Consider the following 25,925-nt stretch of genomic DNA (forward strand, 5'->3'; position numbering starts at 1 on the left):
TCACGCTGCTTGCCCGAACAGCAGGGGAACATTACATGACGCACTCAGCCGCTGCATGTAACCGAGCACCTGTGGCGGAAACGCTATCTGTTGGACGATGGACAGCGATCGCAACACGGGCCAGAGGGTAATGTCGTTGATTCCGAGTGTCGCTCTATCTGCTACCAATGGGGCCAGGGCATCAAGCAGGGGTTGCATTTCAGCGGCCAGTTTCGGCGTTTGCTCCCGTAGCACCTCCAAGTCACCGAAGGCTTGCTCTTCCCGCCGGCGGTAAGCCTCCCTCGCGGTTGGCGTGGCGATCTCCGCAAACTGCCCGTGTACGAACCGCGGGATAAAAAGTTTGAGCGCGGTCGGCCAAGCTTCCTTGACCCATGCGTCGAGTGCGCGATTTTGCGGTGCGACCAGAGCGGGTGGGCCTATGCCGTCGAGATACCGAACAATGTCCAGGCTCTCGCCGATGTGACTGCCATCCTCCTTCTGCAGGATCGGCACGGCTTTCTTGCCGATCAGGCGGGTAGGTGTATCAGCATCACCCTCCATGATGACTTCAAGCCTTACCGGGAGACGCTTGAACCCAACGATCATGCGGGCGCGCGTACAGAAGGGGCAGTGTTCGTAGATATAAAGTTTCATCACGTCGATTCTCGCTCCTAGAGCCAATACCGAGGCGGGCACTCAGAATTGCACTGAGCGCGTCAGGCCACCATCGACCAGAAGGTTGGTACCGGTTGTGAAACTTGCCGCGGGACTGGCCAGGAACACCACCGCTTTAGCGACCTCTTCCGGAGTAGCCATACGCCCCATCGGGTTTTCGGCCAGGGATTTGGCGAAGGTATCGGGTTGTTCTCGTTCTATATCTCCCCACACGCCTTCAGGGAAATACACATTGCCTGGAGAAACGGAGTTAACGCGGATACCCTCATGGGCATGGCGCACCGAGAGGGTCTTGCCGTAGTGAAGCAAGGCTGCCTTCAGAACGCCATAGGGTTCTGCGAACATATCGACCTCGCGCCCCGAGACGCTCGATATGAGCACGACCGCTGCCGCTTGTGATTGACGAAGGGCGGGCAGGGCGGCTTTGACCATCGTTGCACTGCCCAACAGGTCGGTGTCGAACGCTCGCCGCCAGGTCTCCAGGTCATCACCCCCAGCCAAAGCACTGACGTTGGGCACGACGATATCCAGCCCGCCCATATGCTGCGCTGCTTCATTGACCCAGGCCCGGACATGCTCGGGCTGGGTAACATCCACCGCAGTCCCCGAAGCGCGCTCGCCAAACTCGAGTTGCGCGCTCTGAACGCCTGTTTGCCCCCGAGCACAGAACGCCACTTGGGCGCCTTCCTCGAGAAACAACTGCACGATAGCTCGGCCAATGCCTCGGGAGGCGCCGCTGACCAGCACCCGCTTACCCTGCAAGCCTAAATCCATGTTCAATCTCCTTTAACGATTTTGGCAAAGCGGGGCCAGAACAGGCCCCGCCTTGGCGATTACTTGCGCAGCTTGTATGCGATGATTTCGTCGCTGGTTCCGGTTTCCATGAAGGCATGCCCGGAAGCAGAGACAAGGACATACTGCTCACCGTCGACTTCATAGGAAATCGGGTTTGCCTGGGCGCCCACCGTCAGCACGTCCTCCCACAGCACCTCACCCGTCGCAGTATCAATGGCACGGAACAGGTTATCGGTTGCCGCCCCGACGAACGTCAATCCACCCGCAGTCACCACAGTTCCGCCGTTGTTCGGCAAGCCGATGTTCAGCGGCAAATGCGATGGGATGCCGAATGGCCCGTTACGGCGCGCGGTACCCAGCGGCTCGTCCCAAACGGTCTTGCCTGTGTCAAGGCTGATAGCGCGGATTCCACCATAGGGCGGTGCCGAGCATGGGACGCCGGTTCCCCAGTTGCGCCAACCCGCATTAACGCTGATCGCGTATGGGGCGTTGACTTGCGGGTAGGTCGAAGCACCGCCTTCGCCTTTGCCTGACTTGCTGCCTGCTTTGTTCAAGGCGGTTTCATCGGGCTTCGGCGCGTAGATGGGTTTGAGCCCCATCTTGTCGGCCTGCTCGCGCGGTATCAGCTGGTTCAGGTTAGGAATGTCGTTGTAGTTGGCAATCAGCAGTCTGCGTACCGGGTCAATAGCTACTGACCCCCAATCCGACCCCCCGTTGTAGCCGGGGTACTGAATCCAGGGACGATCCACTGACGGTGGGGTCAGGTAGCCCTCGTAGTTGGCCTGACGGAACTGAATACGGCACATCAGTTGGTCCAGCGGCGAGAAGCCCCACATGTCCGCTTCTGTTTTCGGTGCCTTGCGCAGGGTGTGCCATTCGGAGGTAGGCTGGGTATCAGCCAAAAACGCCGGCTCCACCGATCCCCCTTTAGGCGCCTTGACCTCACCGATCGGAATCAGCGGCTCGCCTGTGGCACGATCCAGGATGTAGATGTCACCTTGCTTGGTCGGCAGCAACACCGCGGGTACCGGCTTACCGTCTTTGCCCGGGTAATCAAGCATCGTCGGCTGGCTGCCCAGATCGTAATCCCACACATCGTGCCGGATGGTCTGGAAGTGCCAGACGTCCTTGCCGGTCTTCACGTCCACGGCCACGAGCGAGGTCGAATATTTGTTTTCGGCCTCACTGCGGTTGGAGCCGTAATAGTCGATCGAGGAGTTGCTGATCGGCAGATAGACATAACCGAGCTGCTCATCGCCCACCGCCGCCGTCCACATGTTCGGCGTGCCCCGGGTGTAAGTGCTGCCTTCGGCAGGGCCATGGACATTGTCCGGGTTACCCAGGTCCCACGCCCAAGCCATTTTGCCGGTGATCGCATCGTAGCCACGAATTACGCCCGATGGAGCATCCTCATCCTGACCATCACGGATCTGCGCGCCGGTGACGACAACACCGTTCACGATGGTCGGCGGCGCGGTCACCGCGTACCAGCCAGGGACCTTTTTGCCCAAACCTTCCCAGAGATCGACAGTGCCGTTCTGGCCAAAGTCCTTGCAGGGCTCACCGGTGCCGAGGTCGACTGCTACCAGCCTGGCATCCAGGGTGGCCTCAACCACTCGGCTGCGGCACTGAGCCGTTTCGGGTAGCTGCGGTGCGGTATACACCGCCACCCCCCGGCAGGCTGCCGCGTGAGGAATGGCCTGATCCGGTACGCCCGGGTCATGACGCCAATTCTCTTTGCCAGTTGCCGCATTGATCGAAATCAGGATGTTTTTGGCAGAGCACATCAGCAGATCGTTGCCGACCTTAACTGGCGTAGTCTCCGGAGAATAACGGCTCCCAGGGTTCGGTAGATCCCGGGTGTGGTACACGAACGCACGCTCCAGGCGACCGACGTTCTCTGGAGTGATCTGCTTGAGGGGGCTGAAGCGCTGGGCGTTATGATCGCCCCCGTAGAATGGCCAGTCGCTTCCGACCTGGGGGATTTCCTGAGCCTTCGCGAACTGCATCTGGAGCGCGCAAGAAATCGCGAGGGCGAGGGCGCCCCCGTATTTGACGGATGTGAACATTACTAACCTCGTTACGCAGCAGTGCGGGTAGTGCGGCGTAGCGCCGGAGATACGATCAGGATCAAAAACAGGATGACGGTCATGGCCACCAGGCGTGGCACCAGGCCCCACCAGTTGAGACCGACTTCCCAAAGCGCCCAGATCACCGTCAATACCCATATGAGAGCAAACAGGTAAAGGGCGCTGCGGCGTTGACGCCATATAAGGATGGCGCTCAGTACACAACCTGCACCTGCCAGGCCGTAATACCAGCTGCCACCTAGCGCGATCAGCCAGACCCCACCCCCGAACAGAGCCAGGCCAAATACTCCAAGGGTCAACGCCAGCAGAGCAATTGCCAGGCGCCATTTACTGCCGGTACGTAAGTCAGGCTGCGCCTGGAGCTTGCTGGGGGACACGCTACTACGTTGATTCATGACGCTACTGCTTCCTTCATTTACAAGTAATTCAAGCCATGGCCTGTCGACCAGGCGTGGCTATCCCGATCGGGCGACGGGTACAGAACATCGACAGGACGGCGCCAACAACCAACAGCGCGCCTACCACTACGAAAGCCAGGGCAAAGCTCCCCGAACCCGCCACCACGTAGCCGGTCACGATCGGAGCCAGCAGGCCAAAGAGGTTGCCGACGGCAGTGATAAAGCCTGCGGCGGTGCCAACATCGTCTTCCGAGCGCACCAGGTCATTAACCAGTGAGAGGTTCAACGAGATCGCCGATGCGCACGTCGCCAATGACAGCGTGATCACAAAAAGAATTGCCCATGTGCTGTCGATCGCTGGTACCAGGAAGATCACAGAGGATGCGAGCAGCACGCTGGCCACTACCAGGCGACGTTGGCCCGTCTCGGCAGCGCCGGGGCGCATGGCCTTGTCACTCAGGCGGCCAATCACAATGGCAAGGATGGCCGCGCCCAGGTATGGGATGGCGGTATAAAGGCCACTCGACATAACCGTCAGGCCTTTCTCGGCCTGCAGGTAGCTCGGCAGCCAGGTGAGAAAGAAGTAGGTCGCGTAGACGGCACAGCCGTGGGAAAGCGCGATTGCCCACATGCTGCTCGAACGGGCTAAGCCCTTGAGGCCCAGCGATACCGATTTTTCCGGACCATCAGCCGATGGCGTGCCACCCTCGGCGATTTCAGCGCGCTCGACATCGTCCAACCAAGGCGCCTTTGACGGGTGGCTGTACCATTTCAACCAAGCCGCCAACCAGATGAAGCCCAAAGCACCGGCAACGACGAAGGCGATGCGCCATCCGAAGGCACTGATCAACCAGCCAAAACCGATGGCACCGATGGCAGGGCCGACCAGGCTGCCGCTATGGAATACAGCGGTGGCCAAACCACGTTCTTTGAGGGGCATCCATTCACGAATGACCCGGGCGCCAGCGGGGTAGGTAGTCGCTTCGCCCATACCCATGATGAGCCGGCAACTGAGTAACGAGATGAAACCCGTCGACAATGCCGTGCAGGCTGTGGCCACTGACCAGACGCCGATCCCGTAGCCATTGACCTTTTTCGGGCCGAACCTGCCTACGAGATAGCCCATGGGAATGAGCGCAAGAAAGTACAGCCAGACGAAGGACGAGAACAGATAGCCCATCGCGACCGGCGAGATATCGAATTCTTCCTTAAGAACTTTGGACGCCACCGAGAGCGAGACGCGGTCGACATAGTTGATCAATGTCAGGGTGAAGAGAAACGCGTAGATCCAGACGCGTTTTTTCTTAAGAAAATGGTTGTCTTTTTGCATCGCCATCACCTTGTAGTTATTGGGACGATCCAGGGAAGAAAAGAGGAGCTTCCAGCACGAAGGCCCACTCACTTCACTCGGGCAGCGTCTATCGCGAAGTGAGCGGGGATCGCACTACTTGAGTGTTCCGTCAGGCCAGCCAACGCTGAATGTTTGCAACCATGACGTCTTTGGAGATGCCGTAGCGGTCGTGCAGCGTCGGCAACGCACCGGCATCGAGGAACTGATCTGGCAGCGCCACATGGCGAACTTCCGGTTGCACACGGGCTTGCAGCAAGGCCATGGCAATGGCTTCACCCAGGCCGCCAATCTGCGTGTGGTTTTCCGCAATCACCACCAACCGGCCTTCGCGACGACATTGTTCAATGATGGCCTGGACATCGAGTGGCTTGATTGTCGGCACGTGCAGGACAGCTGTGCCGATCTTGCTCTTGATCAGTTCATCAGCGACTTCTAGAGCACGCATGGTCATAAGGCCCGAGGAAATGATCAGCACATCATTACCGTCTCGTAGCAAGCGGGCTTTGCCGAGCTCAAATTTGTAGTCGTATTCGTCGAGGATCAGCGGTACGCGCCCGCGGGGGAGGCGCATGTAAACAGGACCATCGTGCTCGGCTATTGCGGCAACGCACTGTTCAGTTTCCAGCGCATCACATGGGTCAATAACCATCATCTGAGGAATTGCGCGCATCATCGCCAGGTCTTCTGTGGCCTGGTGGCTCGGGCCATAACCGGTCGTGAGGCCAGGCAGGGCCGCGCAGATCTTCACGTTCAGATTTTCTTCTGCGATCACCTGGTGGATGAAGTCATAGGCGCGACGGGTGGCAAACACCGCATAAGTGGTGGCGAAGGGTACAAAGCCCTCCTTGGCCATACCCCCCGCAGCAGCCATGAGCAGCTGTTCAGCCATACCCATCTGCAGGAAGCGCTCCGGGTAGCGCTGCGCAAAGATATGCATGTCAGTGTATTTGGCAAGATCTGCTGTCATGCCCACGACGCGTGGATTCTTCTGGCCTGCCTTCACCAAAGCATGGCCGAACGGGGCAGGGGTAGTACGCTGCCCTTCAGTGGCGATGGAGGCGATCATGGACGAGGTGGTGAGTTTCGGTTTTGCAGCGCAAGCGTTGGTCATTGTGGGCTCCGGGTCGCGTAGATCTCGTCGAGGTTGGCAAGTGCTTGCTGCCACTCTTCGGGCTCGACCCGGATGAAGTGGTTCTTGTCACGCTGCTCCAGGAAGGGCACGCCCTTACCCATCAGGGTGTCGAAGAGAATCACCCGAGGTTTATCACCGGGTACCGCCCGTGCGATATCGAAGGCAGAGATCACGGCCCGCAAGTCATTACCGTCGACACGTTGCACGTGCCAACCGAACGCCGCCCATTTGTCGATAAGCGGCTCGAACTGGAGGATGTCGTGGGACGGGCCATCCGCTTGCTGGCGGTTGATGTCCACCAGGTTTATGAGGTTGCCCAGCTTGTGATGCGAGGCCGACATGGCCGCCTCCCATACCGCACCCTCATCCAGTTCGCCATCGGACATTGAGTTGTAGACGAACGCAGCGTTGCCCTTTAAGCGCAGGCCCAGCGCCTGGCCGACGGCAATGGCCAACCCCTGGCCGAGGGAGCCGCCAGAAATTTCCATGCCGGGTGTGTAGGTGGCCATGCCGGACATTGGCAAGCGGCTGTCGTCGGAGCCATAGGTTTCCAGCTCATCTTCCGGTAGAACCCCGGCCTCCAGCAGGGCGGCATACAGCGCGATCGCGTAGTGCCCATGGGAAAGCAGGAAACGGTCACGGCCTTCCCATTCAGGTTGATCTGCGCGGATGTTCATGGCGTGGCAGTAGGCAACAGCCAGTACGTCGGCCCAGCCCAGCGCCTGGCCGACATAGCCTTGGCCCTGTACTTCACCCATGCGCAGGGCGAAACGTCGGATTCGCCAGGCATGGGTCGACATCCGGGCAAAGTGCTCATTGCGACTCTCGGTCATATTATTCTCCATTGGTGACCAGCGATCCGGGGCTACTGACGCAGCGAATTCATCAGTAACCAGCCGAATTGAGTTACCCCGAGATGATCATGTAAAAATACAGGCTCGACAAAAGGTTTAAATTCGCCAGTCAATGAATTGGATTCATCAATGAAGATCTTTAAAAAGGTACCTCTCTCAGCCCTGAGGGTTTTCGAAGCGGCGGGGCGTACATGCTCTTTCGTGGAGGCAGCGAAAGAACTGGATCTCTCCTCAAGCGCAGTCAGCCATGCAATACGCAAACTGGAAGTCGCAGCAGGGGTATCGCTGTTCACCCGCAGTACGCGTCACACGGCGCTGACGTCTGAGGGCTCCATGCTGCTGGATCATGTTCAACGGGGCTTCGAGGAGATGAGCCGTGGGTTGGCGATTGCGACCAATGAGCCCGCAGTGCCGCTGCGCCTTCACGTTGCGCCGACGTTCGCCAGTCAGTGGTTGGTGCCTCGCCTGGCGGGCTTCCTGCACGGTCATCCCGGCATCGACCTGCGCATATCCGCCAGTACTGACTACGCGCGGTTCGACAACGATGATTTCGACCTGGACATCGTTTACGGCGAGCCCAGGCCTTCGTCACACGAAAAGACCCCGCTGCGGATCGAAGAGCTGACGCCGCTGTGCAGCCCTGAGGTTGCCAGGCATCTTCGTTCACCGCAGGACTTGTATTCGCTGTTCCTGATCCAGAGCGACGGGCAGTCAGTGCAGTGGAAAGGCTGGTTCGCGGCCAACGGCATGCAGCCACCGAAAAGCTACGGCTTGGCGTTCGATCGAAGCTCCATGAGTATTTCAGCGGCGGCTGGCGGCCTGGGGGTGGTGCTCGAATCTGACTTGTTAGCTGAGCAGGAGCTGGCCAGCGGTCAACTGGTCAGCCCGCTTCGGCATGTCAGCAACAGCGTCCGCTACGTTGGCCACTATCTCGTGCATCCTCGGCGGCATCGACAACCGCATGCAGTGACTCAGTTCAAGCAATGGCTGTTCAAAGAGTTGGCTGTGCAGTGAAGAGGAGGGGCAGGCGAAGTCCATGACCCGGGAAAGCGTGCTGAGAGGCTATTTGCAGGGCTCGGATAAGGGGCGCTTTGAAGGATGGTCATGCCCCATGAGGCGCATTCAGGCGAGCGGTTCCACGGCAGCAGCGCCTCATAGTCTGCTACCGAATAAGCATGCGACAGCCGCTCAAGGACGTGGCGCAGCTTTGAGGATAAGTAACCCCTGAGCCTGCCGTACCTCTAAGTAGCCGCATTCGACATCATACATTTGTACAAATCTATGCTCGCAAACCTGAACATTTAACGATTTCCAGTACCGCAAAGGCGTTTTAGTCTCCTGTTCAAGCGTTGAACAATAATAAAAGGAGACACCCCATGCCCATTCAGTCAGAGCATGATCCGCGCCTAAAACGATCACTGAAAACACGCCATATCAGCATGCTTGCCCTTGGCGGCGTCATTGGTGCAGGTCTGTTCGTCGGTTCCAGCGCCGTCATCACCTCAACCGGCCCGGGTGCGTTCCTCACCTATGCCATCACCGGCATCATCGTCGCTCTAGTGATGCGAATGCTCGGTGAGATGGCAGCGGCACATCCCACCAAAGGTTCTTTTGTTGACTACGCCCGAATGGCGTTTGGCCGACCGGCTGGGTACATGACCGGTTGGCTGTACTGGTATTTCTGGGTCATTGTCGTCGGCTTTGAAGCCGTGGTTGGCGGCCAGATCATCAATGGCTGGTTCCCGGATATTCCGGTCTGGGTCATTGCCCTGGGGCTCATGATCAGCATGACCTTGCTGAACATGATGTCGGTGCACTCCTTCGGTGAGGCCGAATACTGGTTCGCCGGGGTTAAAGTGGCCGCCATCGTCGTATTCCTGCTCGTGGCGGGCGCCTACGTGTTCCATCTGTGGCCGAACTCGACTGCCTCTTTTGACAACTTGACCCAGCATGGTGGCTTCCTGCCCCACGGCGTAGGTGCACTGTTCACGGGTGTCGTCGTGGTCATTTTCTCCATGACAGGTGTCGAGGTCGCGACACTCGCCGCGGCAGAATCGGAAGACCCTACTCGCAACATCCGCAAGGCAGTGAACACCGTCATGCTGCGCATCCTGGTGTTCTTTGTGCTGGCCACGTTCTTCATCGTTGTCGCCCAGCCATGGACCAGCCTGACCCCAGGTAAATCGCCCTTCGTGACCACGCTGGAACACATTGGCATTCCTGGTGCTGGCGAGATGCTCACTGCGGTCATTCTGGTTGCCGTGCTGTCAGTGCTCAACGCCGGCCTCTATACCTCTTCGCGCTTGCTGTTCGTCCTGGCGTCCAATGACGAGGCGCCTCGCTGGATTGCTGGCGTGAACAAAAAAGGTGTGCCGGTTCGTGGCGTGCTTGCCTCCACCTTGGTTGGCTATGGCTGCGTGGTCATTGCAGCACTGTGGCCGGATACGGTGTTCCAGTTCCTGATCAACTCCTCGGGCACGGTGTTCTTGTTTGTCTACCTGATGATCTGCTTGTCACAGCTCAAGCTGCGCCGCAAGTGGGTAGAAGAGGGCAGCCTGAAGTTCGCCATGTGGGCCCACCCATGGCTGCCGCTGCTGGTCACCGCTTCGATCATCGCCGTCCTGGTCAGCATGGCATTCGATCCCTCCATGCAGATGAGCCTGCTGCAGTGCGTGATAGCCATCTTCGCCATTGCTGCTTCGTACCTGGCACTGAGCCTATCTCGCAAGCGTCAGCGAGCCGTCAAAGGCCAGCCCGTCACCACTGCTTAGTCAACAACGCCGTATCAGTACTACCCGGATCCCGGGCCCTCAATGGGAAGCCAACAGCATGTCAGCGAAATACGAATTGTCCCAGTTGCCGAACAAACCGCTGTGGTTCGCGCCAAGCCCGTCGCGTGAGCGACTGGATGGTGCGGCCCAAGCCGACGTCGTTATCGTCGGAGCCGGTTACACAGGGCTGTGGACGGCCTACTACCTGCTCAAGAGTGATCCTTCTCTGCGCGTAGTTCTGCTGGAGAAAAACGAAGTCGGTTTTGGTGCCTCTGGGCGCAACGGCGGTTGGGCATCGGCAATTTTCCCGATATCGCTGCACCGCGTAGAGGAGCTGTATTCGCACAATGCGGCTCTGCATCTGCAGGCTGCAATGAACGAAACAGTCGATGAGATTGGCCGGGTACTCGCGCTGGAAGGGGTGGACGCTGACTACGCCAAGCAAGGCTTCTTGTCGCTGGCACGTAGCAAACCACAGATGGAGCGAGCCAGAGCAGCTGTCGAGTCTTCGGCACGCTTTGGGCTCCCCGATCAGTGGCGCGTGCTTGAGGCTGCTGAAGCCCAGACACGCATTGGTGCTCAAGAAACGCTCGGTGGCCTTTATACGGAGCACTGCGCGCTGATCCACCCGGGCAAGCTGGTCCGTGGTTTGGCGAAGCTGGTTGAAGGCCTGGGTGCGAAAATTTATGAGCAGTCGGCAGTCACTCAGATGGCGCCGGGGGTGGTGCACACCGCCCATGGCTCGGTGCGCGCTGAAATGACTGTGCGTGCCACTGAGGCATTCACTTCCCAACAGCCCGGACACTCGCGTTTTGTCATTCCGCTGTACTCGTTGGTCCTGGCCACCGAGCCACTGCCTGGCGATCTGCTGGCCAAGCTCAAACTCGATCACCGCATGGCCTTCAACGACATGCGCCACCTGCGCGTTTACGGTCAGGTGACGGCGGAAGGCCGGTTGGTCTTCGGTGGTCGCGGGGCTCCCTACAACTGGGGCTCGCGCATGTCTGCCGAGGACGATTTGGTGGACAACATCCACGGCAAGATCTACGACACCCTGCTCGAGTTCTTCCCGGCGCTGCGAGATGCACGCATCACTCACCGTTGGGGCGGCGCGCTAGGCGTCTCGCGCGACTGGTGCCCGACTGTGAGCATCGATCGCAATAAGCGCATGGCCTGGGCCGGTAACTATGTGGGTGACGGCGTAGCCACCAGCAACCTGGCCGGGCGTCTGCTGCGCAACTTCATTCTGGAGCGCGACGAGGAAATCAACACGTTGCCTCTGGTCAACCACCGCTCGCCATCCTGGGAGCGCGAACCCTTGCGTTGGTTCGGTATCAACAGCGGCCTCGCAGCAGCCTCGCTGAGTGATATCGAAGAACGCTTCACCCACAAACCTTCGCGTACCGCGATGCTGCTGGAAAAGCTCACCGGCGCCCATTGATAAGGAGAAAACCCTATGCCTTCGTTCACCATCATCAAGCACGCCGACATCAAGGCCCTGCCTCTTAACCCCGCCGGCCAGCGTGCAGGGGCTGACAAGGGTGACCCACAGATCGCCATCCAGACCCTTGCTCCAGAAGCAGTCGGTAATCTCGGTGTGTGGGAATGCCAACCCGGTGGCTGGCCAGTAAACGAGCGACCTGACACCGAGTTCACCTACATCATTTCCGGTAAAGCCCTGCTCACCGACAGCAGCACTGAAGAAGTCGTAGAAGTGAACGGCGGCGACCTGATCATCCTGCCGCCGGGGTGGACCGGCCGTTGGGATGTGCTCGAGACCGTACGCAAGGTCTACGCAATCTACTGAAACATGAGTACGGCGAGCAAAAAATGCTCGCCACCGTAGTTACCCTTTGATGTGAGAAAGACAATGACCCAAACCATCATGAACTGGATCTCCGGCGCTCAAGCCGAGGCCACCAGCGGCCAGCAACTGCCGGTCTACAACCCAGCCACCGGCGTGGTCACTGGTCAGGTGCAACTGTCGGCGCAGAAAGACGTGAATGCTGCCGTGGCATCGGCCAAAGCTGCCTTCCCGGCCTGGAGCAATCTGTCGCCGCTGCGCCGCTCGCGGGTACTGAACAATTTCCTGGCGCTGCTGAATGAGCACAAAGACGACCTAGCGCGCATGATCACCGCCGAACACGGCAAGGTCTTCACCGACGCACAGGGCGAGGTGATGCGTGGCATCGAGATCGTCGAATTCGCCTGCGGCGCGCCGCAGCTGCTGAAAACCGATTTCACCGATCAAGTCAGCACCAACATCGACAACTGGACCCTGCGCCAGCCATTGGGTGTAGTCACTGGCATCACTCCGTTCAACTTCCCGGTCATGGTGCCAATGTGGATGTTCCCGGTCGCTCTGGCCACCGGCAATACCTTCGTGCTCAAGCCAAGCCCGCTGGATCCGAGCCCGAGCCTGTTCATCGCCGAGTTGCTCAAGCAAGCCGGCCTGCCAGACGGCGTGTTCAACGTGGTGCAGGGTGACAAGGATGCGGTGAATGCACTGATCGAACACCCGGATGTACAGGCCGTGTCGTTCGTAGGTTCGACCCCGATCGCCAACCACATCTATGAAACCGGCGCTCGCCATGGCAAGCGCGTCCAAGCACTGGGCGGCGCGAAAAACCATCTGGTAGTGATGCCCGATGCCGATATCGACCAGGTAGTCGATGCCCTGATCGGTGCGGCGTATGGTTCGGCCGGTGAGCGTTGCATGGCCATCAGCGTGGCGGTGTTTGTCGGTGACGATACCTCTGAAAAAGTCATGCCCAAGCTGATCGAGCGCACCCGCAAGCTCAAAGTGCTCAATGGTACCAACCTCGAAGCCGAAATGGGCCCGATCGTTACCCGTGCTGCGCTGGACCGCATCACCGGTTACATCGAGCAAGGTGTAAAAGAGGGCGCGACCATGCTGGTCGATGGTCGTGGCTTCAATGGCCAGACCGCAGGCGACGGCTGTGGCGATGGTTTCTGGCTGGGCGGCACGCTGTTCGACAATGTCACTCCAGACATGCGGATCTACAAGGAAGAGATTTTCGGCCCGGTGCTGGCGTGCATGCGAGTGAAAGACTTCGCCGAGGCCGTCGACCTGATCAACGCCCACGAATTCGGCAACGGCGTGAGCCTGTACACCCGCGACGGCCACATCGCCCGCGAGTTCGGCCGCCGTATCCAGGTGGGCATGGTCGGCATCAACGTACCGATTCCGGTGCCAATGGCCTGGCATGGCTTTGGCGGCTGGAAGAAGAGCCTGTTCGGTGACATGCATGCTTACGGCGAGGAAGGGGTGCGCTTCTACACCAAGCAGAAGAGCATCATGCAGCGTTGGCCGCAAGCCATCGCCAAAGGCGCAGAGTTCGCGATGCCGACCAGCCATTAAGGCTATCGGCTAGCTGACGGAAAAGGCCCCGCCCACGCAGCGGGGCCTTTTACATTCCGCTGATGTCAATCGATCAGCTTTGTGTTCTTGCCCGCCTGAATGGCAATCCAGAAACGTGCGATGCCACTGGTAGTTGTTGGCTTCAGCCCTGTGAGTTGTTCAACCAGCTTTAATCGATAGACAAGCGTTTGGCGGTGAACATCTAGGTCGAAGGCGGTTGCTTTCCAATTGCCGTCGTTTTGCAGAAAGGTAATCAATGTGGTCAGCAGTGCCGCACCCTGGGTACGATCGTGCTCAATCAATGGACCCAGATACCGACCTACAAGTGCACGTGCTTCAGGCATCGACTTGGGTGCCATGACCAACCCGGTTTCCGCCTCTCCATAAGCCAGGATTTCCTTGACTATTTCCTGGGCTTGGATAAGCGCGAGCCGGGATTGTCGGAAGCTTTCCTGTAGGCCCGTTGCTGCTGAGATTGGCCCGCTAACGCCGATCACAGTGCCGACACCGAGGTTGGTGCGCAATTCCTCAAATATTGATGGCTGATTTCGACTGAGCGCCATCAATAGTCCGCTTTCGACAAACAGCAATGGTGTTAGCGCGCACAGGGAAGGGCAGTGATGAATATTGTCGATTGACCATGGGCCGGCTGGCCCTGGCATTATCGCCAAACTGACCAATGTGCCTGTGAGCCCATGACGTTCCAGCACCGGCAACGCCAAAGAGAACTCGGTTGTACCGTCGAGCAAGCTGCGCAGCAGCGACTCACCTTCTTCGCGTTGCTGGTCGCGTTGGATCATCAGACGCTCCAGTTCGACACCCAGCAAGCCAGCCAATGACCGAACCAATATGGAATCATCGGCAGTGCGCCTGGCGCTACCCGAGATAATGAGATTGGCACGGGCGCGACCACCAATCGGTATCCGTTCGATGTGATCGACATCTTCTGAAGATACGCCCTGGGCTTCGACAATCTTGAGCCCGCTGACAGCATCTTCGATGGCCAGACTCATACCCAATGCAGTGGCGAGGATCGAGAGCCTTCCAGCCATTTCTGGTTGCTTGCGCAGTGCCTCTGCGTAAGTCTGAAACAGCCGTTCGCTGGCATTGAACCGCTCCCGCTGTGCCTGCAGAACACTTTCAATCACTTGGTGTGAAAGCTTGACGAACTCCAGTTGGAAGCTCGCGCGCAGCACTGGAAAATGCAGCCTATCGGCTGCTTCCAGCAGTGCTTGCGTCAAGTCTGGGGCATCTTGCCTGGGAGCGATGACCAAGGCGCTAGGGGTGCTCTGTACGAGCTGCTCCAGCCATTCAACCTGCTCCTGCGAAGTCTTTGGTAGGCCCACGCCGGTGGTCATTACCAGATCACCCGGTGACACCCAGCGCCAAGGGTCGGGCAGGTCAACCGTATGTGCCCAGGTGATGGTCCGTCCAATACCCGCCATGCCGGCGGCAACCTGCAGTTTCAGTGGATCAATAGCAATTAGATTTTGCACCGTCAGCATTAGAAGCTCTCGTGTCACGCGGATAAAGCAACGCACTCTGCACAGACAGGCAAGCATTGCCAGAATAAGCGGGATGATCTACAGCCAGCGGAGCCGAGCTCTGACTTCACAGCCAGAGCCTTGGCCATTACCTCAGTGTGCGACACGGAGGAGGGAGAGTAAATCCAATAGTCAATGCGTTGGTCTGCTGGGAAAGCTCGGTTCTCACCGACCCCGGCAAGACCGCATTAACCCGTATGCTGTATTTTCGCGATGCCCAGTCCAGTGCAGCGGACTTTGTCATGGAGACCACTGCGGCACGGCTCGCCGCATAGGACAGTGCAAATGCAGCGCCGCGAAGTGCACCTATGGACGCGACATTCACTACAGCTGCTTCAGAAGCGCGAAAACTTGGTCTGCTGAGTTAGACAAGATCTAGGTCACTCAAGCTATTCGCGTGCATGGTGTTTTGGTTGTGATGCGGCGGCTAAGCATAAGCAAGGAGTACAGATGTGCTCCTTAGCGATTTTCATACAGTGAGTGACCTCTTTAACTACGGCGGGCAACGTAGAGGTCTGAGTACCCAGTTTCGTGCTAGCGGTAGCAGGGAGCACCAGTCGGTCAACTTCCCTCCGAATGACCTGCCTCTCGTCTATTTTGCAACACGTTTCCTGCAAGTTTCCCGAGGGGTTCAGCAACTCTCCCAGCAGCGTCCGCACGTGAGAGAAATATTCCTCTCCGCTGGCTGAAAATGTCAGATTTGGAAAGTGTCCGCATTATCGTCGCGTTTGCAGGAAAATCGCTCGGAGCGTCGTTTGTGCGAAAGCTGTGTCGCTAAGGGGATCCAGGGAGCTGAATTACACGATCGAAATTGTGGGGACTGCCGTAAGGCCCGGAGCGCGTGGCTTGGAGCGTTTGTCTGCTTGGTGTTGCGGGTCTTCGGGGGGGGGCGTGTATTTCAAATGGAAACTGTGGCTCGTTGAGGGCTGAAAATACGGAAAGTGTCCTGATTATGGGGTTCGCCGTGCAAGCAGGAAGGTGTCCGCATTAGGTGCAAAAAACCCTGGAGGCGTTGGATTTACTGGCTCACAGGGGGCGTTTTGGAAATCCCGCAGATTGCTAGAGTGTCCAGATAGCGCGGAAAACCGGAGCAACGGTTCAAACGAGCGTTTATTGACAAGACCCAATGGAATCAAGGGTTTGCGGGAAGCGCTCAGAGGCATAAGTGTCCGCATTTCTGCGGTTTGCTGGCGCTTGGAAGCAACCCCGAGACGCTGGAGGGCTTGTGGGCTTGTGGGCTTGTGGGCTTGTGGGCTGGGGGCTGCGGGGCTGCGGGGGAAGAAGTGTCCGTGATTCGCGACGGCTACAAGGGAACCGGTGAATGCTGAAAACGGCGCCTGTGAATGGTGAAACTGGAGAAGTTGTGAAGCCTGATTAAAAAAGATACATAATAATTATCAACAAAATCAAGTGCTTAGACTTACTTCGGCTTAAAAAGTAGACAAAATTTGCGCAAATCTTGCATATGGTCTACTTTTTAAGCTGGAAAATCTTCTTGCTTAATGACCTCTCTAGAGGTTCATCTTTATTCTTAATAAATTTATTCTGATACCTTTGGAAGTTGTCCGTGCGATGGCGAAATTTTGTCCTGCATTGAGAATACTACATGACTGGCAAATTTAAAGTTGGAGAGCAAGTGATAGCTGAGGGTAAACTTGCTACGATCCAGCAGGTTTTCAGCGACAAGCACGTAAGGGTGATCATAGATTCAACTAATGCGGTAAAGATGGTGGCTAAAAGCTCCATTGAGCGGATTGTAAAAAAAGAGATAGGTGATCCAATTGATCGTGACGCAAATTCTTATGCGCCAGAAGAATTACTGGTTTTTGCAGAGCGTTATGATGCGATAAATAAAATGCGCAACAGCGAGTTGTCTGCTGCTGAGGTGAGTGCAATATTGAATTTGTCGAAAAGCTATATATTTCGACTCGCCCGGCAGTATGACGAAGACCTTGGTCCGTTATCAATGGCGCTCAGACGGCGCGGCAGAAAAGCCGGAACGACAAGGCTTGACGAAGAAATGGAGATAATCATTTCTGAAGCTGCGGACAAGATTTACGGGTCGAAAGCGGCTAGCTATTCTAAGGTCTGGGTTGAAGTTGATGTAACCTGTAAAGAAAAGGGGTTGGAATCCCCGTGCAAAGATACAGTAGCAAGGCGAGTAAAGATGCTTTTTTCGGAAAAAGAGCGTGCAAAAATAAAAGATGGAGCAGATGCTGCCTCGCAAAAGTTCTCCGCGCGCCCCGGAAAGAAGAAAGTATCGCACCCTCTTCAGTGGGTGCAGATGGATCACACCCTTGTGGATGTTATATTGCTGGATGATGACCGCATAAATGTTATCGGTCGGCCGTGGCTAACTGTCCTAATAGATGTTTATACAAGGGTGATTCTTGGTTATTATTTAAGTTTGCATGTGCCTTCTGCAGTATCTGTGGCATGTGCCCTGAGTCATGCGATTTTGCCTAAGGCTGATTTTGCAAAAAGTTTGGGGCTTAATACGGAGGACTATCTATTTTATGGGAAGCCGGAAGTCCTGCATATGGACAATGCCGCTGAATTCACCTCGCCGAAATTTAAGGCGGGGTGCGCTTCCTTTGGCGTAGAGACAGAATACAGGCCATATGGAAGGAAGCATTATGGAGGGCATGTTGAACGCCTGATTGGGACGCTCATGACGACAAAGGTGCACTATCTAAAAGGCACTACGATGTCAAATGCTGTTGCGCGTCGCGGGATAGATAGTGCGAAGAGCGCGACCATGACGTTTTCAGATTTCACTAGGTGGTTTGCACGAGAGGTTGTAGTGTACCACTCCACAGTTCATTCTCAGTTAAGAGTGAGTCCGCGGCAGAAATGGATTGATCACTATGCGCCCAATGGAGGAATTCCTTTTCCTCCTAAAGTTGCGCAGCCAGAAAAATTAAAATTGTACTTTATGCCGGAGGAAGTTCGAAAAGTAAATCCCGAAGGCATAAAGCTGCATGGCGAAGTCTATTGGGATCCTATACTTTCGCCTTATGTTGGCACGCATAATGCAGTCGTGAAGTATGACCCATTCAACATGGATGCGGTCTGGGTGAAATTGGGAGGGGAGTTTTGCTCCATACGCTTGTCAGACTTGACGCGTCATGTGGTGACTTTTGAGGAATATAGAGCCAGCAAAATTCACAGGAAGCCGGTAAGGGCTGGCAGTATTGATAGTGACGCTGGAGTCCAGGCATATAGGGAAAAGCAGGGAATCGAAAAAAATAGCGCTCGACTAACTCAGGCAGCACGTCGACGCAACGCAGCAGAAAAAGCTTACGGTGAGGCTTACCCGACTCTATCAAAGCCGGCCCAGGATAAAACTCGCTCGAAAAACACCGCAACCCCTGATTATACAGTGCGACCCAAAAAATTTGGTTCGGAGGATCAACAGTGAACTTTGATCATGTTAGACCAGAGTTGAGGCATCTCTTATCCGCCGATATGGATACAAGGATTAAAGCGATGCATCAAGAGTTCTGGGTTGATCACAACTCCAGCGAAGCTATTTTTCGAATGATAAACAACATCGCGAACGTCCCTGGCAGGTTGACTGCGCCAGCGTTGTTGGTGGTAGGGGCGGGTGGTACGGGGAAGAGCGCGATCATCGCTCAGATTCCAAGGCGTGTGAAAAATAGCAGCGGGTTGCTGATGGTGGACATGGCGGAGTCTCCTGAGATCAACGTAAAAAAAACTTTGAGGGGTGAGTTGGCGTTGGCGTTGAATCTACCGTCAAGTCCTGGTGCGCGAGCTAAAAGTGCTGGTGAGATACCTAATGAAATAAGAGAGATTATCAAGCTGAGAAGGATCTGGGGAGTGGTTATCGATGAGTTTCATGATGTACTCCTGCGTCCGAAGCAAGAGCAGCGAGTAAACATGTCCATCCTCAAAAAACTTTTAGGTCCAGAATATGGTCTCAAGCTTTTTTGTTTCGGTACAGCGGAGGCTCGCAATGCGCTAGCGTCTAACGCAGAATTTAAAAGGAGGTTTCACGAAGTGGCGCTTGATGACTGGGTAGAGGATGAGGCATTTCGTGCGTTTCTGCTCGAGGTTGAAGAGTCTTTACCGCTAAAAGAACCGTCCCAGCTTTACTCAGAGGAGATGGTTAAAGCTTTGCTTTCAATAACGCATGGCCGGATGGATAATACTCTTTATCTTCTCAAGGGCGCTGCATGCTTCGCGATTAAACAAGGGATGGAGCGAATTACTGAAGATATGTTGCGGCGTGCAGGCAAAAATATCTGGGGGTATTGAAGTTGCTTTTTCATGGGCTCCCTACGCCGGGTAATGATGAAACGCTTGGTTCATGGCTGTTTCGCTGTAGCGTCAATAGTCGCTCAAGATTCTCTTGCCGGATACACTTGGGAGACCGTCCCTCTAGGTGGTGGGATGATATGGATTTAAAGTATGTCGACCCTGACACTGAAATTCCAATGGCAATTGCAAGACTTAAAGTTGCGGGATTTGAGGTTCGACCACAGGCGCTCCAAGCACATTTCGTAATGCAGTCCGGAAGACCTGTTGCATGGAACTATCGTCGCCTTTATTGTCCGGAATGCTTGCGGGAAAATGTCGCCATGGGGCAGTTACCTATGTGGAAGAAAAGCTGGTGCTATGAGGAAGCATCCGTCTGCACAGTGCATGGACGATATCTTGAGGTGCTGGATGATTGTACTCGGTACTCCAAGGCGTGGGATGCTTTTGTTGCGCATTGCAACACCATGGCTAATCGAGCTTCAAAAGCTAGTCCGTTGCTTCAGAGGTTGCAATCAACAACGATGTCCATAATTACTAGTAGTTTTGGCGATGGCAATGGTTCGACTCAGAATGGTGTGCACAACCTGTTCTGTAGGCTGTACCGCATTTTTTTGCAAGCCCCTTATAAAGGAAGCCTCGGCGGGATTGCCAGAGTCCATTTCAGTACCGAGCGCAGTAGACGGTTCATTGAGCCCAAAAATTTGGAGCATAGTTTTCTGATTGGGCCGTCCACCGCTGACTCTACCAGTAGATTTGGGAGTGCCATGTTGACCGGCGCATTGCTGGGCATTGTAAGTGAGTCCAGATATTCAGCTTTTGCACGTATTCATGCCGCTGCAAGTTATAATTATCTTTTGCCTCAAGATTTGCATCGGGCCGCTAAATTTCCCCAGCTTGATAAACGTGGCTACGTTATCTTACACAGCCTCCTTGGAACAATATCTCGAACGGACTATCCTCTATTAGATCGTCATTTGCACCTACAAGAAGAACATTACAAGCATGACGGTGCATTTGATGGACGTCCTTTTGGCCTTGAATCTCGACAGGAATAAGCATTAGATTCGTTCGGGCCAGTCGGTCTCGTAAGGCTTTTCTTGACTTGGCACACCACACTGTAGTTGCGGTTCACTCGCTACTGGAGGTCATGATTCATCTTGCCAATTGTCATCGGGTATCAATGAGGTGGCTCGGCTGTTGAGTAGTGAGCCTGCTTGGAAATAGCCCATGACCGTGCTAACGCTGCGGTGCTCGGTCATTGCCATCACCTCGCCGAGCGGTATACCCTGACGGCCCGCCTCGGTGACGAAGCCCGAGCGCAAGCTGTGCGCTGCCCAGTCGCCATCGAGTCCCGCCAGTGCCGCGCGGCGTTTGACGATGCGCGCGACCTGGTCGCCCGATAGCCCGCTCGCAGCGACCCGGCCGCCCTTGTACAGGCGGCGGAACAGTGGTCCCGAGTTGGCCGGTGCCGCCTCTAGCCACTCGTTCAGCGCCTGCGCCGCAAGTCCCTGTAGCGGTTTCTCCCGGCGTACACCGCCGGTGTCGGTCTTGGTCGCGCCGAGAGCATACAGCCAAGTCTCGGCGTCAAGACGGCGGAGGTCTCCGATCTGCAAATCCACGATTTCCGAGCGGCGCCGGCCACCGCCGCTCCAGGCCAGCAACAGCAGGGCGCGATCGCGCACGCCACGCACGCCATCGGTGCAGGTGGCGAGCATCGCCTGCAGCGGCTCCAACACCACTGCGGTTTTCTTCCGCACGGATACGCCTTGGCGGGCCTGAGCCTTGCGTGCCTCGCGAAGAAGCGTCTTCACCGCAGGAGCCTCACTTGGGTTATCCCAGCTTCGCAGGCGATGCCATTTAGCCAAAACTGCCAAGCGGTGGCTAACTGTGCTGAACGACAGTGGCCCCGGCTTGCCCTTGATCTTGGCTTCCACCAACGCGGCATCGACGTCCGGCGGCAGCAGGTGTGTCCAGTTACCAGAAGTATCGGGCCTGGCCAAATGGTCGACGATGAATTGCACGGCGACCTCGGGTGGCAACGCGCTGTCGCCGAGTGAGCGGCGATAACGTAACCGCAACCACGCGGACCAGTAGGTGAGGGCGCTCTGATAGCTGCGCACGGTATTGGCCGCAGTGCCTGCCGCGATGAATGCCTCAGCAGAGGCGCGGGTGCTGTCGGCCAACTCTGTTAGCACCAGCGGCTGGGAGGAGGGCATCTGTACCGGCTCTGTCAATTTCATCTCGCTCAACGCTGTAATAGGTGCGGATAACCTGTGGCTTATCAGACCTAATTTAAATGAACGAACACCAAGAAGTAAGGGGCTTCAGTAAGTGATAGCGCCAGTTGAAGCAAGGGGGCAATGGCACAGCTTCGAAAAACAGGCATTTTCGAGCTGCCGGCCACAACAGTAATTTAGAGAGCCATACCGCTTGCGAGTGTAGCGGCATGGCTTGTTCTAACAGCGATATGTCAATCGCGCACGGACGAAAAGTTGGTAGCCTGGAATTTCGCTGACTTCATCTTGCACAGCGGCTTCGACAACGTGACGAGTACGATCAAGGCACGTAAAGCGGGCTTCTCCGACTGCATCGACAGTGAGGAAATGTTCGAGAGGTTCTTCGCCTCATTGCGCGAGCAGAAGGTCATCCCCTAAACCTTCGGTCTGTGGTGTCGAGCAACCTTCCGCGGTTGCCGGCACTGTCACCTTCGAACAGATCTGCATAGCCGCCAGGCTCACCCACTGTACATCGTGCAAATCCTCTGGTTGGAGCGGGTAACAGCGCCGGGGAATTGCCGTTAATGGGTTGCTCCCCGGCCAGTTGGAAAATTACCGGGAAACAGCCGCGAGCTTGCTGACCTGCAGAGCCGCTTTGCCTTCCAACACCGCAGCCAGTTTGACGAATGCCGCGCCAGCCAGGTGCGCCTCAAGCGCCGCCTCATCGCGCCAGTGCTCGATCATGACCAGTTCATTGGCCTCGTCGTGATCCCGGTAGAGATGATAAAACTCACAGCCATCCTCCAGTTGCGTTGCCTGTACAGCCTCGAGCAACGCCTGGTTGACAACTGATTCCTGCCCCTGGGCCACGCTGATTCGCGCGACTACGGTCACTTGTTGATTCATTGCACTTCCTCTTGATGATCATTCCCGAGCTGACGAGCATACGTGTAGCGCTCGGGAAAGTAGGTCCCCGGTGAAGGGATGAAGTGGCTACAGCGGCATCGCCAGGTTATCTGGGCGATAGTTCGGATAGTCGGTGTAGCCTAGCGCCCCACCTCCGTAAAATGCCTCCCGAGTTGCCCAGGCCAACGGCCACCCACGTTGCATGCGCTCGACGAGATCCGGGTTTGCGATGAAGGGGGTACCGAAAGCGATCAGGTCGGCCTGACCCGTCGCCAAGGCATGCTCAGCGCCTTCCTGGTTGAAGCCACCCGCCAGTATCAGTGTCCCGTCGTACGCAGCCCGTATTCCATCCAGCCAGTCCTGCGGAGTGTGGGTGCTGCTGATGTGCAGATAGGCCAGGTCGCGCTGGTTGAGCTCGTGGGTCAGCGTAAGCCAGGTTGCATAGTCCTCGTCGTGAGGCAGCAGTTCGCCCTGATAATCCCCAGGCGCAATTCTCACTCCCACGCGTTCAGCGCCGATCCGTGCCGAGACGGTATCGAGAGTCTGCAGTAGCAAGCGCAAACGATTGTTGAGAGTTCCCCCGTAAAGGTCATTGCGCACATTGAGTCCTGCGTTGATGAACTGATCGAAGAGGAATCCACCAGCAGCGTGCAACTCGACACCGTCGAACCCTGCGCGTATTGCGTTTTCAGCGGCGACGCCGAAGTCCTCAATCGTGTCGCGGATCTCTTCGACGGTCATGCCTCTGGCCGGGCTCGCTGCAATCTTACCCGGCTGCCCATCGGCATCCACAGCGAACACCAAGCTTTGACTGGCGTGGCTGTCGACTGCACTGACGGGCGCCCCTGCGAGAGGCTGAAGAGATATATGCGATAGTCTGCCGACATGCCACAGTTGCAGAAAAATCCGTCCACCCGCTGCATGGACCGCTGACGTCACAGTTTGCCAACCCTTCACTTGAGCTTCGCTGTGGATGCCCGGCGTACACAGATACCCTCGGGCTTGCTCTGAAACCTGTGCGCCTTCACTGATGATCAGACCCGCACCTGCTCGCTGAGCGTAATAGCAAGCAGTCAAGGCATCCGCGATACTGTCAGCAGCGCGAGCCCGGGTCATTGGGGCCATTACCGCCCGATTCGCCAACGGCATGCCGGCCAGTGAGTAACGATCGAAAAGACTGTTCATCAAAATCTCCTCGGTAGGGGGAGCCGTCAGGCGGTGAACCAGCCTGGCAGATACTCCATGTAAGTAATGGCCCAGCCGCTGTCGGATTCGCGTGTAAGGCGGATGCGGTAATGGGCACCGTAGACTTTCTGCCCGTCGGCAGTTGCGGTCCTGCCGGGAATGATTCGGCCGAGCGTCAGCTCAGCATGTTGGCCATCGGCATCGATTTGTATCGCAATGGGTGCGCCACAGTGCTGCATCCATGGCCATGGCATACGAAATGCCTTGAGCGTCGTCACCAAAGTGCGACGACCGTGCAGGCGACCCATGGGGGTAAGCTCGGCTTCGACGTCTTGGTGAAAGCACGCCGGCAGCAGGGCGAAGTCTGCTTGGTCGAGTGCCCATGCATAGCGATACCAGGCCTCGACGACAGCTTCTTCATCGGTGCTGGGCAAGGTCGAGTGCGGAACGCGGTTCCAGGGCGCATCAATCTCGCTCATCACGGTGGCGCGCACATCGCCGGGTTGCCATTGACGATCAGCGACGGGCAGCTTCCAATCGCTCGCCACGCTGAAGTCACCTTGATGCCAGGCCAGTTGGATGCGAATCTCGCAGATCTGATCCTGTTCGAATTGGAGGATCAGTAAACCACCGAATTGCAGCGATGAACCTACGCCAACTGCCGCCGCATGGAAGTAGCTGCTAGCCACTGCACGGGCTTTGTCAGCGCGCACGACAGTGTTCGAGAACTCCAGGTCGAGCTGGCGAAGGGGCTCTAGATCGTCAACCAGCGCGCCGAGCACGGCGACCTTGCCATGGTGATTGCCGCGATGGCTGCTGAACAGTGCGACATGTTCGCTGAGCAATGTATCCAGCCCGCTACGGGCATGGCCTCGCCAGTGCTGGCGCAAGATCTCGACGGCGTCCAGCAGTTGTGGGCGAGTGAGTGAGGCTGTCATGGGTAATTCCTTCAGTCGATGCGAAAGTGCGGCAGCACGTGTTCGGCAAGCTCGGTCAGCACATCCTCAGCAGGGCGGCGAATAGGCTTGAGGTTCAAGGCGATGTGGCTGACACCTTCCGCCTGCTGGCGCTTCCAGAGCGCGATGAGGGCATTGCGGCCCATTCGCACACCATTTCCAATTTGCTGTAACGGCGCATCTGGATCTTCAACGATGTCGTAGAACGCACCGTAGCTGTACGGGCGAAACGTCGCGTCAGGCCAGCTGGCGCGCCAGTCTGCGATCAATTGCGGCAGCCGCCGGAAGTCACTCAGGTGCCACATCCAGCCATCAGTGTTTTCTGCGATCCAGCTGAAGTCCTGCCGCGCGCGGCCTACGACCAGGGTCGGTATGCGTTTGCCCATTGGCTTCGGAATGAGGTCGATGGCACCGGTCAAGTTGCCGAAATGGGTGGAGGAGGCGCTGGGGAAACTGTTTTGGGTAACGGTGTTGATCAGTTGTACGCCTTCCTGGTATCGCTCGGCGCGAGTCTCGTAGTCGATGCCGAATGCCGGGTATTCCACCGCTCGGTCTCCGGAAGACAGTCCAAGGATGAGGCGCCCGCCGCTCAACGTTTGGCCCATAGGTAGGCGCTGACCAGGCCTGCAACAGTGCCAGCCAACACGTACCAGCCACCAGGGATCAACAGATAGAAGAGTGCCGCAGTAATCAGGCTGAAGAACCAGGGCAGGGCGGCTTGCACCCCTTTCCACATACCACATACCCTTGAGCAGTACCAAGAAGACCGCCGCGAAGGCCATGTCGAAGCCGTAGCTATGCAGATCACCCAACAGCGGCCCTACCAATGCGCCCAGGGTAGTGAAGCAGACCCAGGTGCCCCAAAGGCACAATGAAACACCCATGTAGTAGCGCAGGCTGAAGCCTCCACGTCGGCGCGCATCGGCCAGGCCCATGGCCCAGCTCTCGTCGCACATGAAGAACAACGCGCCGAGCGCCTGCCTCAGCGGCACATTGCGTAGATAGGGCGCCAAGGTCGCGCCCATAAGCAGATGTCGACTGTTGACCAGCAAGGTCATGGCCACGATTACCAGGATTGCCGGCGGTGACGTCCAAAGCTCGATAGCGGCGAATTCGGAGCCGCCGCCAAAGTTCAAGCCGGTCATCAGCGCGACCTCGCCTGCAGCAAGACTGCGTTGCGATGCCTGGGCGCCGAGCACCAAGGCAAAGGGAATGAAGCCCAGCAAAACGGGTACGGCAGCTATTGCTCCGCGGCGCAAATCGTCATTGGGTGTTGTGGCTGGGGGATCACTCAGAGCAGGTTCAAGGGCATTCATACGTACCTCCGTTGGAGGCAAATTATTTCAATTTGTCGCTGGAATTTGCTTGCGTAATTGCATAGTCAGCATGAGCATTTAGCATCCAGTTTCA

Annotated in this window: 23 protein-coding genes and 2 pseudogenes; 9 read left to right on the plus strand and 16 right to left on the minus strand. The window is 56.8% G+C overall.

Going from position 1 to position 25,925, the window contains the following annotated elements; genetic code table 11:
• From grxB to ACW4TB_RS21505, 8 genes are all read right to left on the minus strand, one after another.
• Positions 1-633 (minus strand): glutaredoxin 2, encoded by a 633-nt coding sequence (gene grxB / locus ACW4TB_RS21470; RefSeq protein WP_042111474.1) that lies wholly within the window; start codon positions 631-633, stop codon positions 1-3.
• 42 nt (positions 634-675) lie between these two features.
• The gene (locus tag ACW4TB_RS21475) at positions 676-1,428 is read right to left on the minus strand and encodes an SDR family NAD(P)-dependent oxidoreductase (RefSeq protein ID WP_279931584.1); all 753 of its coding nucleotides are present in this window, start codon (positions 1,426-1,428) and stop codon (positions 676-678) included.
• Between the two features lie 59 nt (positions 1,429-1,487).
• Positions 1,488-3,518: a pyrroloquinoline quinone-dependent dehydrogenase gene (locus tag ACW4TB_RS21480; RefSeq protein WP_012314464.1), complete on the minus strand. Its 2,031-nt coding sequence runs from the start codon at positions 3,516-3,518 to the stop codon at positions 1,488-1,490.
• An 11-nt stretch (positions 3,519-3,529) separates the two neighbouring features.
• On the minus strand, positions 3,530-3,934 hold the full coding sequence (locus ACW4TB_RS21485; protein WP_279931588.1) for a glucose dehydrogenase: 405 nt from the start codon (positions 3,932-3,934) through the stop codon (positions 3,530-3,532).
• Positions 3,935-3,965: 31 nt separating this feature from the next.
• A complete protein-coding gene (locus ACW4TB_RS21490) occupies positions 3,966-5,267 on the minus strand; it encodes an MFS transporter (protein WP_455828513.1) in 1,302 nt (433 codons plus the stop codon).
• 130 nt (positions 5,268-5,397) lie between these two features.
• Positions 5,398-6,399 carry a transketolase family protein gene (locus tag ACW4TB_RS21495; protein ID WP_237858989.1) on the minus strand — a complete coding sequence of 334 codons (1,002 nt, stop codon included), beginning with the start codon at positions 6,397-6,399 and terminating at the stop codon, positions 5,398-5,400.
• A complete protein-coding gene (locus ACW4TB_RS21500) occupies positions 6,396-7,253 on the minus strand; it encodes a transketolase (RefSeq protein WP_279931595.1) in 858 nt (285 codons plus the stop codon). Before ACW4TB_RS21500 ends, ACW4TB_RS21495 begins: the two co-directional genes overlap by 4 nt.
• 32 nt (positions 7,254-7,285) lie before the next feature.
• Positions 7,286-7,567: a hypothetical protein gene (locus ACW4TB_RS21505; protein WP_279931753.1), complete on the minus strand. Its 282-nt coding sequence runs from the start codon at positions 7,565-7,567 to the stop codon at positions 7,286-7,288.
• On the opposite strand from ACW4TB_RS21505, the gene ACW4TB_RS21510 reads away from it, so the two are divergent.
• Positions 7,476-8,288: a LysR substrate-binding domain-containing protein gene (locus ACW4TB_RS21510; RefSeq protein ID WP_269821435.1), complete on the plus strand. Its 813-nt coding sequence runs from the start codon at positions 7,476-7,478 to the stop codon at positions 8,286-8,288. The genes ACW4TB_RS21505 and ACW4TB_RS21510 overlap by 92 nt on opposite strands.
• 107 nt (positions 8,289-8,395) lie before the next feature.
• Here the strand turns inward: ACW4TB_RS21510 and ACW4TB_RS21515 are convergent.
• A pseudogene (locus tag ACW4TB_RS21515) lies at positions 8,396-8,479 on the minus strand (transposase domain-containing protein); the annotation flags it as partial.
• Between the two features lie 171 nt (positions 8,480-8,650).
• Here ACW4TB_RS21515 and ACW4TB_RS21520 point away from each other — a divergent pair.
• The 4 genes from ACW4TB_RS21520 (at position 8,651) to ACW4TB_RS21535 (ending at position 13,427) form a co-directional block, all read left to right on the plus strand.
• On the plus strand, positions 8,651-10,045 hold the full coding sequence (locus tag ACW4TB_RS21520) for an amino acid permease (protein ID WP_012314470.1): 1,395 nt from the start codon (positions 8,651-8,653) through the stop codon (positions 10,043-10,045).
• Between the two features lie 58 nt (positions 10,046-10,103).
• Positions 10,104-11,486, plus strand: a complete 1,383-nt coding sequence (locus ACW4TB_RS21525) for an NAD(P)/FAD-dependent oxidoreductase (RefSeq protein WP_012314471.1) — start codon at positions 10,104-10,106, stop codon at positions 11,484-11,486.
• A 15-nt stretch (positions 11,487-11,501) separates the two neighbouring features.
• On the plus strand, positions 11,502-11,852 hold the full coding sequence (locus ACW4TB_RS21530) for a cupin domain-containing protein (protein ID WP_279931598.1): 351 nt from the start codon (positions 11,502-11,504) through the stop codon (positions 11,850-11,852).
• 63 nt (positions 11,853-11,915) lie between these two features.
• Positions 11,916-13,427 (plus strand): CoA-acylating methylmalonate-semialdehyde dehydrogenase, encoded by a 1,512-nt coding sequence (locus tag ACW4TB_RS21535; protein WP_279931600.1) that lies wholly within the window; start codon positions 11,916-11,918, stop codon positions 13,425-13,427.
• A gap of 65 nt (positions 13,428-13,492) precedes the next feature.
• Here the strand turns inward: ACW4TB_RS21535 and ACW4TB_RS21540 are convergent, their stop codons facing one another.
• Entirely contained in the window at positions 13,493-14,932 is a 1,440-nt protein-coding gene (locus tag ACW4TB_RS21540; RefSeq protein WP_279931602.1) for a PucR family transcriptional regulator, read from the minus strand.
• Between the two features lie 127 nt (positions 14,933-15,059).
• Positions 15,060-15,302 (minus strand): annotated as a pseudogene (locus ACW4TB_RS21545) (SDR family NAD(P)-dependent oxidoreductase); the annotation flags it as partial.
• Between the two features lie 1,275 nt (positions 15,303-16,577).
• On the opposite strand from ACW4TB_RS21545, the gene ACW4TB_RS21550 reads away from it, so the two are divergent.
• From ACW4TB_RS21550 to ACW4TB_RS21560, 3 genes are all read left to right on the plus strand, one after another.
• Positions 16,578-18,392 (plus strand): Mu transposase C-terminal domain-containing protein, encoded by a 1,815-nt coding sequence (locus ACW4TB_RS21550; RefSeq protein ID WP_455828514.1) that lies wholly within the window; start codon positions 16,578-16,580, stop codon positions 18,390-18,392.
• A 68-nt stretch (positions 18,393-18,460) separates the two neighbouring features.
• Positions 18,461-19,249: a TniB family NTP-binding protein gene (locus tag ACW4TB_RS21555; protein ID WP_455828515.1), complete on the plus strand. Its 789-nt coding sequence runs from the start codon at positions 18,461-18,463 to the stop codon at positions 19,247-19,249.
• Positions 19,250-19,251: 2 nt separating this feature from the next.
• The gene (locus ACW4TB_RS21560; protein ID WP_455828542.1) at positions 19,252-20,307 is read left to right on the plus strand and encodes a TniQ family protein; all 1,056 of its coding nucleotides are present in this window, start codon (positions 19,252-19,254) and stop codon (positions 20,305-20,307) included.
• 90 nt (positions 20,308-20,397) lie between these two features.
• Here ACW4TB_RS21560 and ACW4TB_RS21565 read toward each other — a convergent pair whose 3' ends face one another.
• On the minus strand, positions 20,398-21,492 hold the full coding sequence (locus ACW4TB_RS21565) for a site-specific integrase (protein WP_455843070.1): 1,095 nt from the start codon (positions 21,490-21,492) through the stop codon (positions 20,398-20,400).
• 252 nt (positions 21,493-21,744) lie between these two features.
• Between ACW4TB_RS21565 and ACW4TB_RS21570 the strand changes: the two genes are divergently transcribed.
• Entirely contained in the window at positions 21,745-21,906 is a 162-nt protein-coding gene (locus ACW4TB_RS21570; protein WP_438308533.1) for a hypothetical protein, read from the plus strand.
• 174 nt (positions 21,907-22,080) lie between these two features.
• Here ACW4TB_RS21570 and ACW4TB_RS21575 read toward each other — a convergent pair whose 3' ends face one another.
• From ACW4TB_RS21575 to ACW4TB_RS21590, 4 genes are all read right to left on the minus strand, one after another.
• Positions 22,081-22,374, minus strand: coding sequence for an antibiotic biosynthesis monooxygenase (locus ACW4TB_RS21575; RefSeq protein WP_438308535.1), 294 nt, complete (start codon positions 22,372-22,374; stop codon positions 22,081-22,083).
• Between the two features lie 87 nt (positions 22,375-22,461).
• Positions 22,462-23,559: an alkene reductase gene (locus ACW4TB_RS21580; RefSeq protein WP_455828517.1), complete on the minus strand. Its 1,098-nt coding sequence runs from the start codon at positions 23,557-23,559 to the stop codon at positions 22,462-22,464.
• Between the two features lie 26 nt (positions 23,560-23,585).
• A complete protein-coding gene (locus tag ACW4TB_RS21585) occupies positions 23,586-24,497 on the minus strand; it encodes a nuclear transport factor 2 family protein (RefSeq protein WP_455828518.1) in 912 nt (303 codons plus the stop codon).
• An 11-nt stretch (positions 24,498-24,508) separates the two neighbouring features.
• Complete coding sequence (locus tag ACW4TB_RS21590; RefSeq protein WP_455843071.1) at positions 24,509-25,831, minus strand: LLM class flavin-dependent oxidoreductase; 1,323 nt, start codon at positions 25,829-25,831, stop codon at positions 24,509-24,511.
• Positions 25,832-25,925 lie beyond the last annotated feature (94 nt).

The sequence above is a fragment of the Lelliottia jeotgali genome (genome assembly GCF_977070485.1).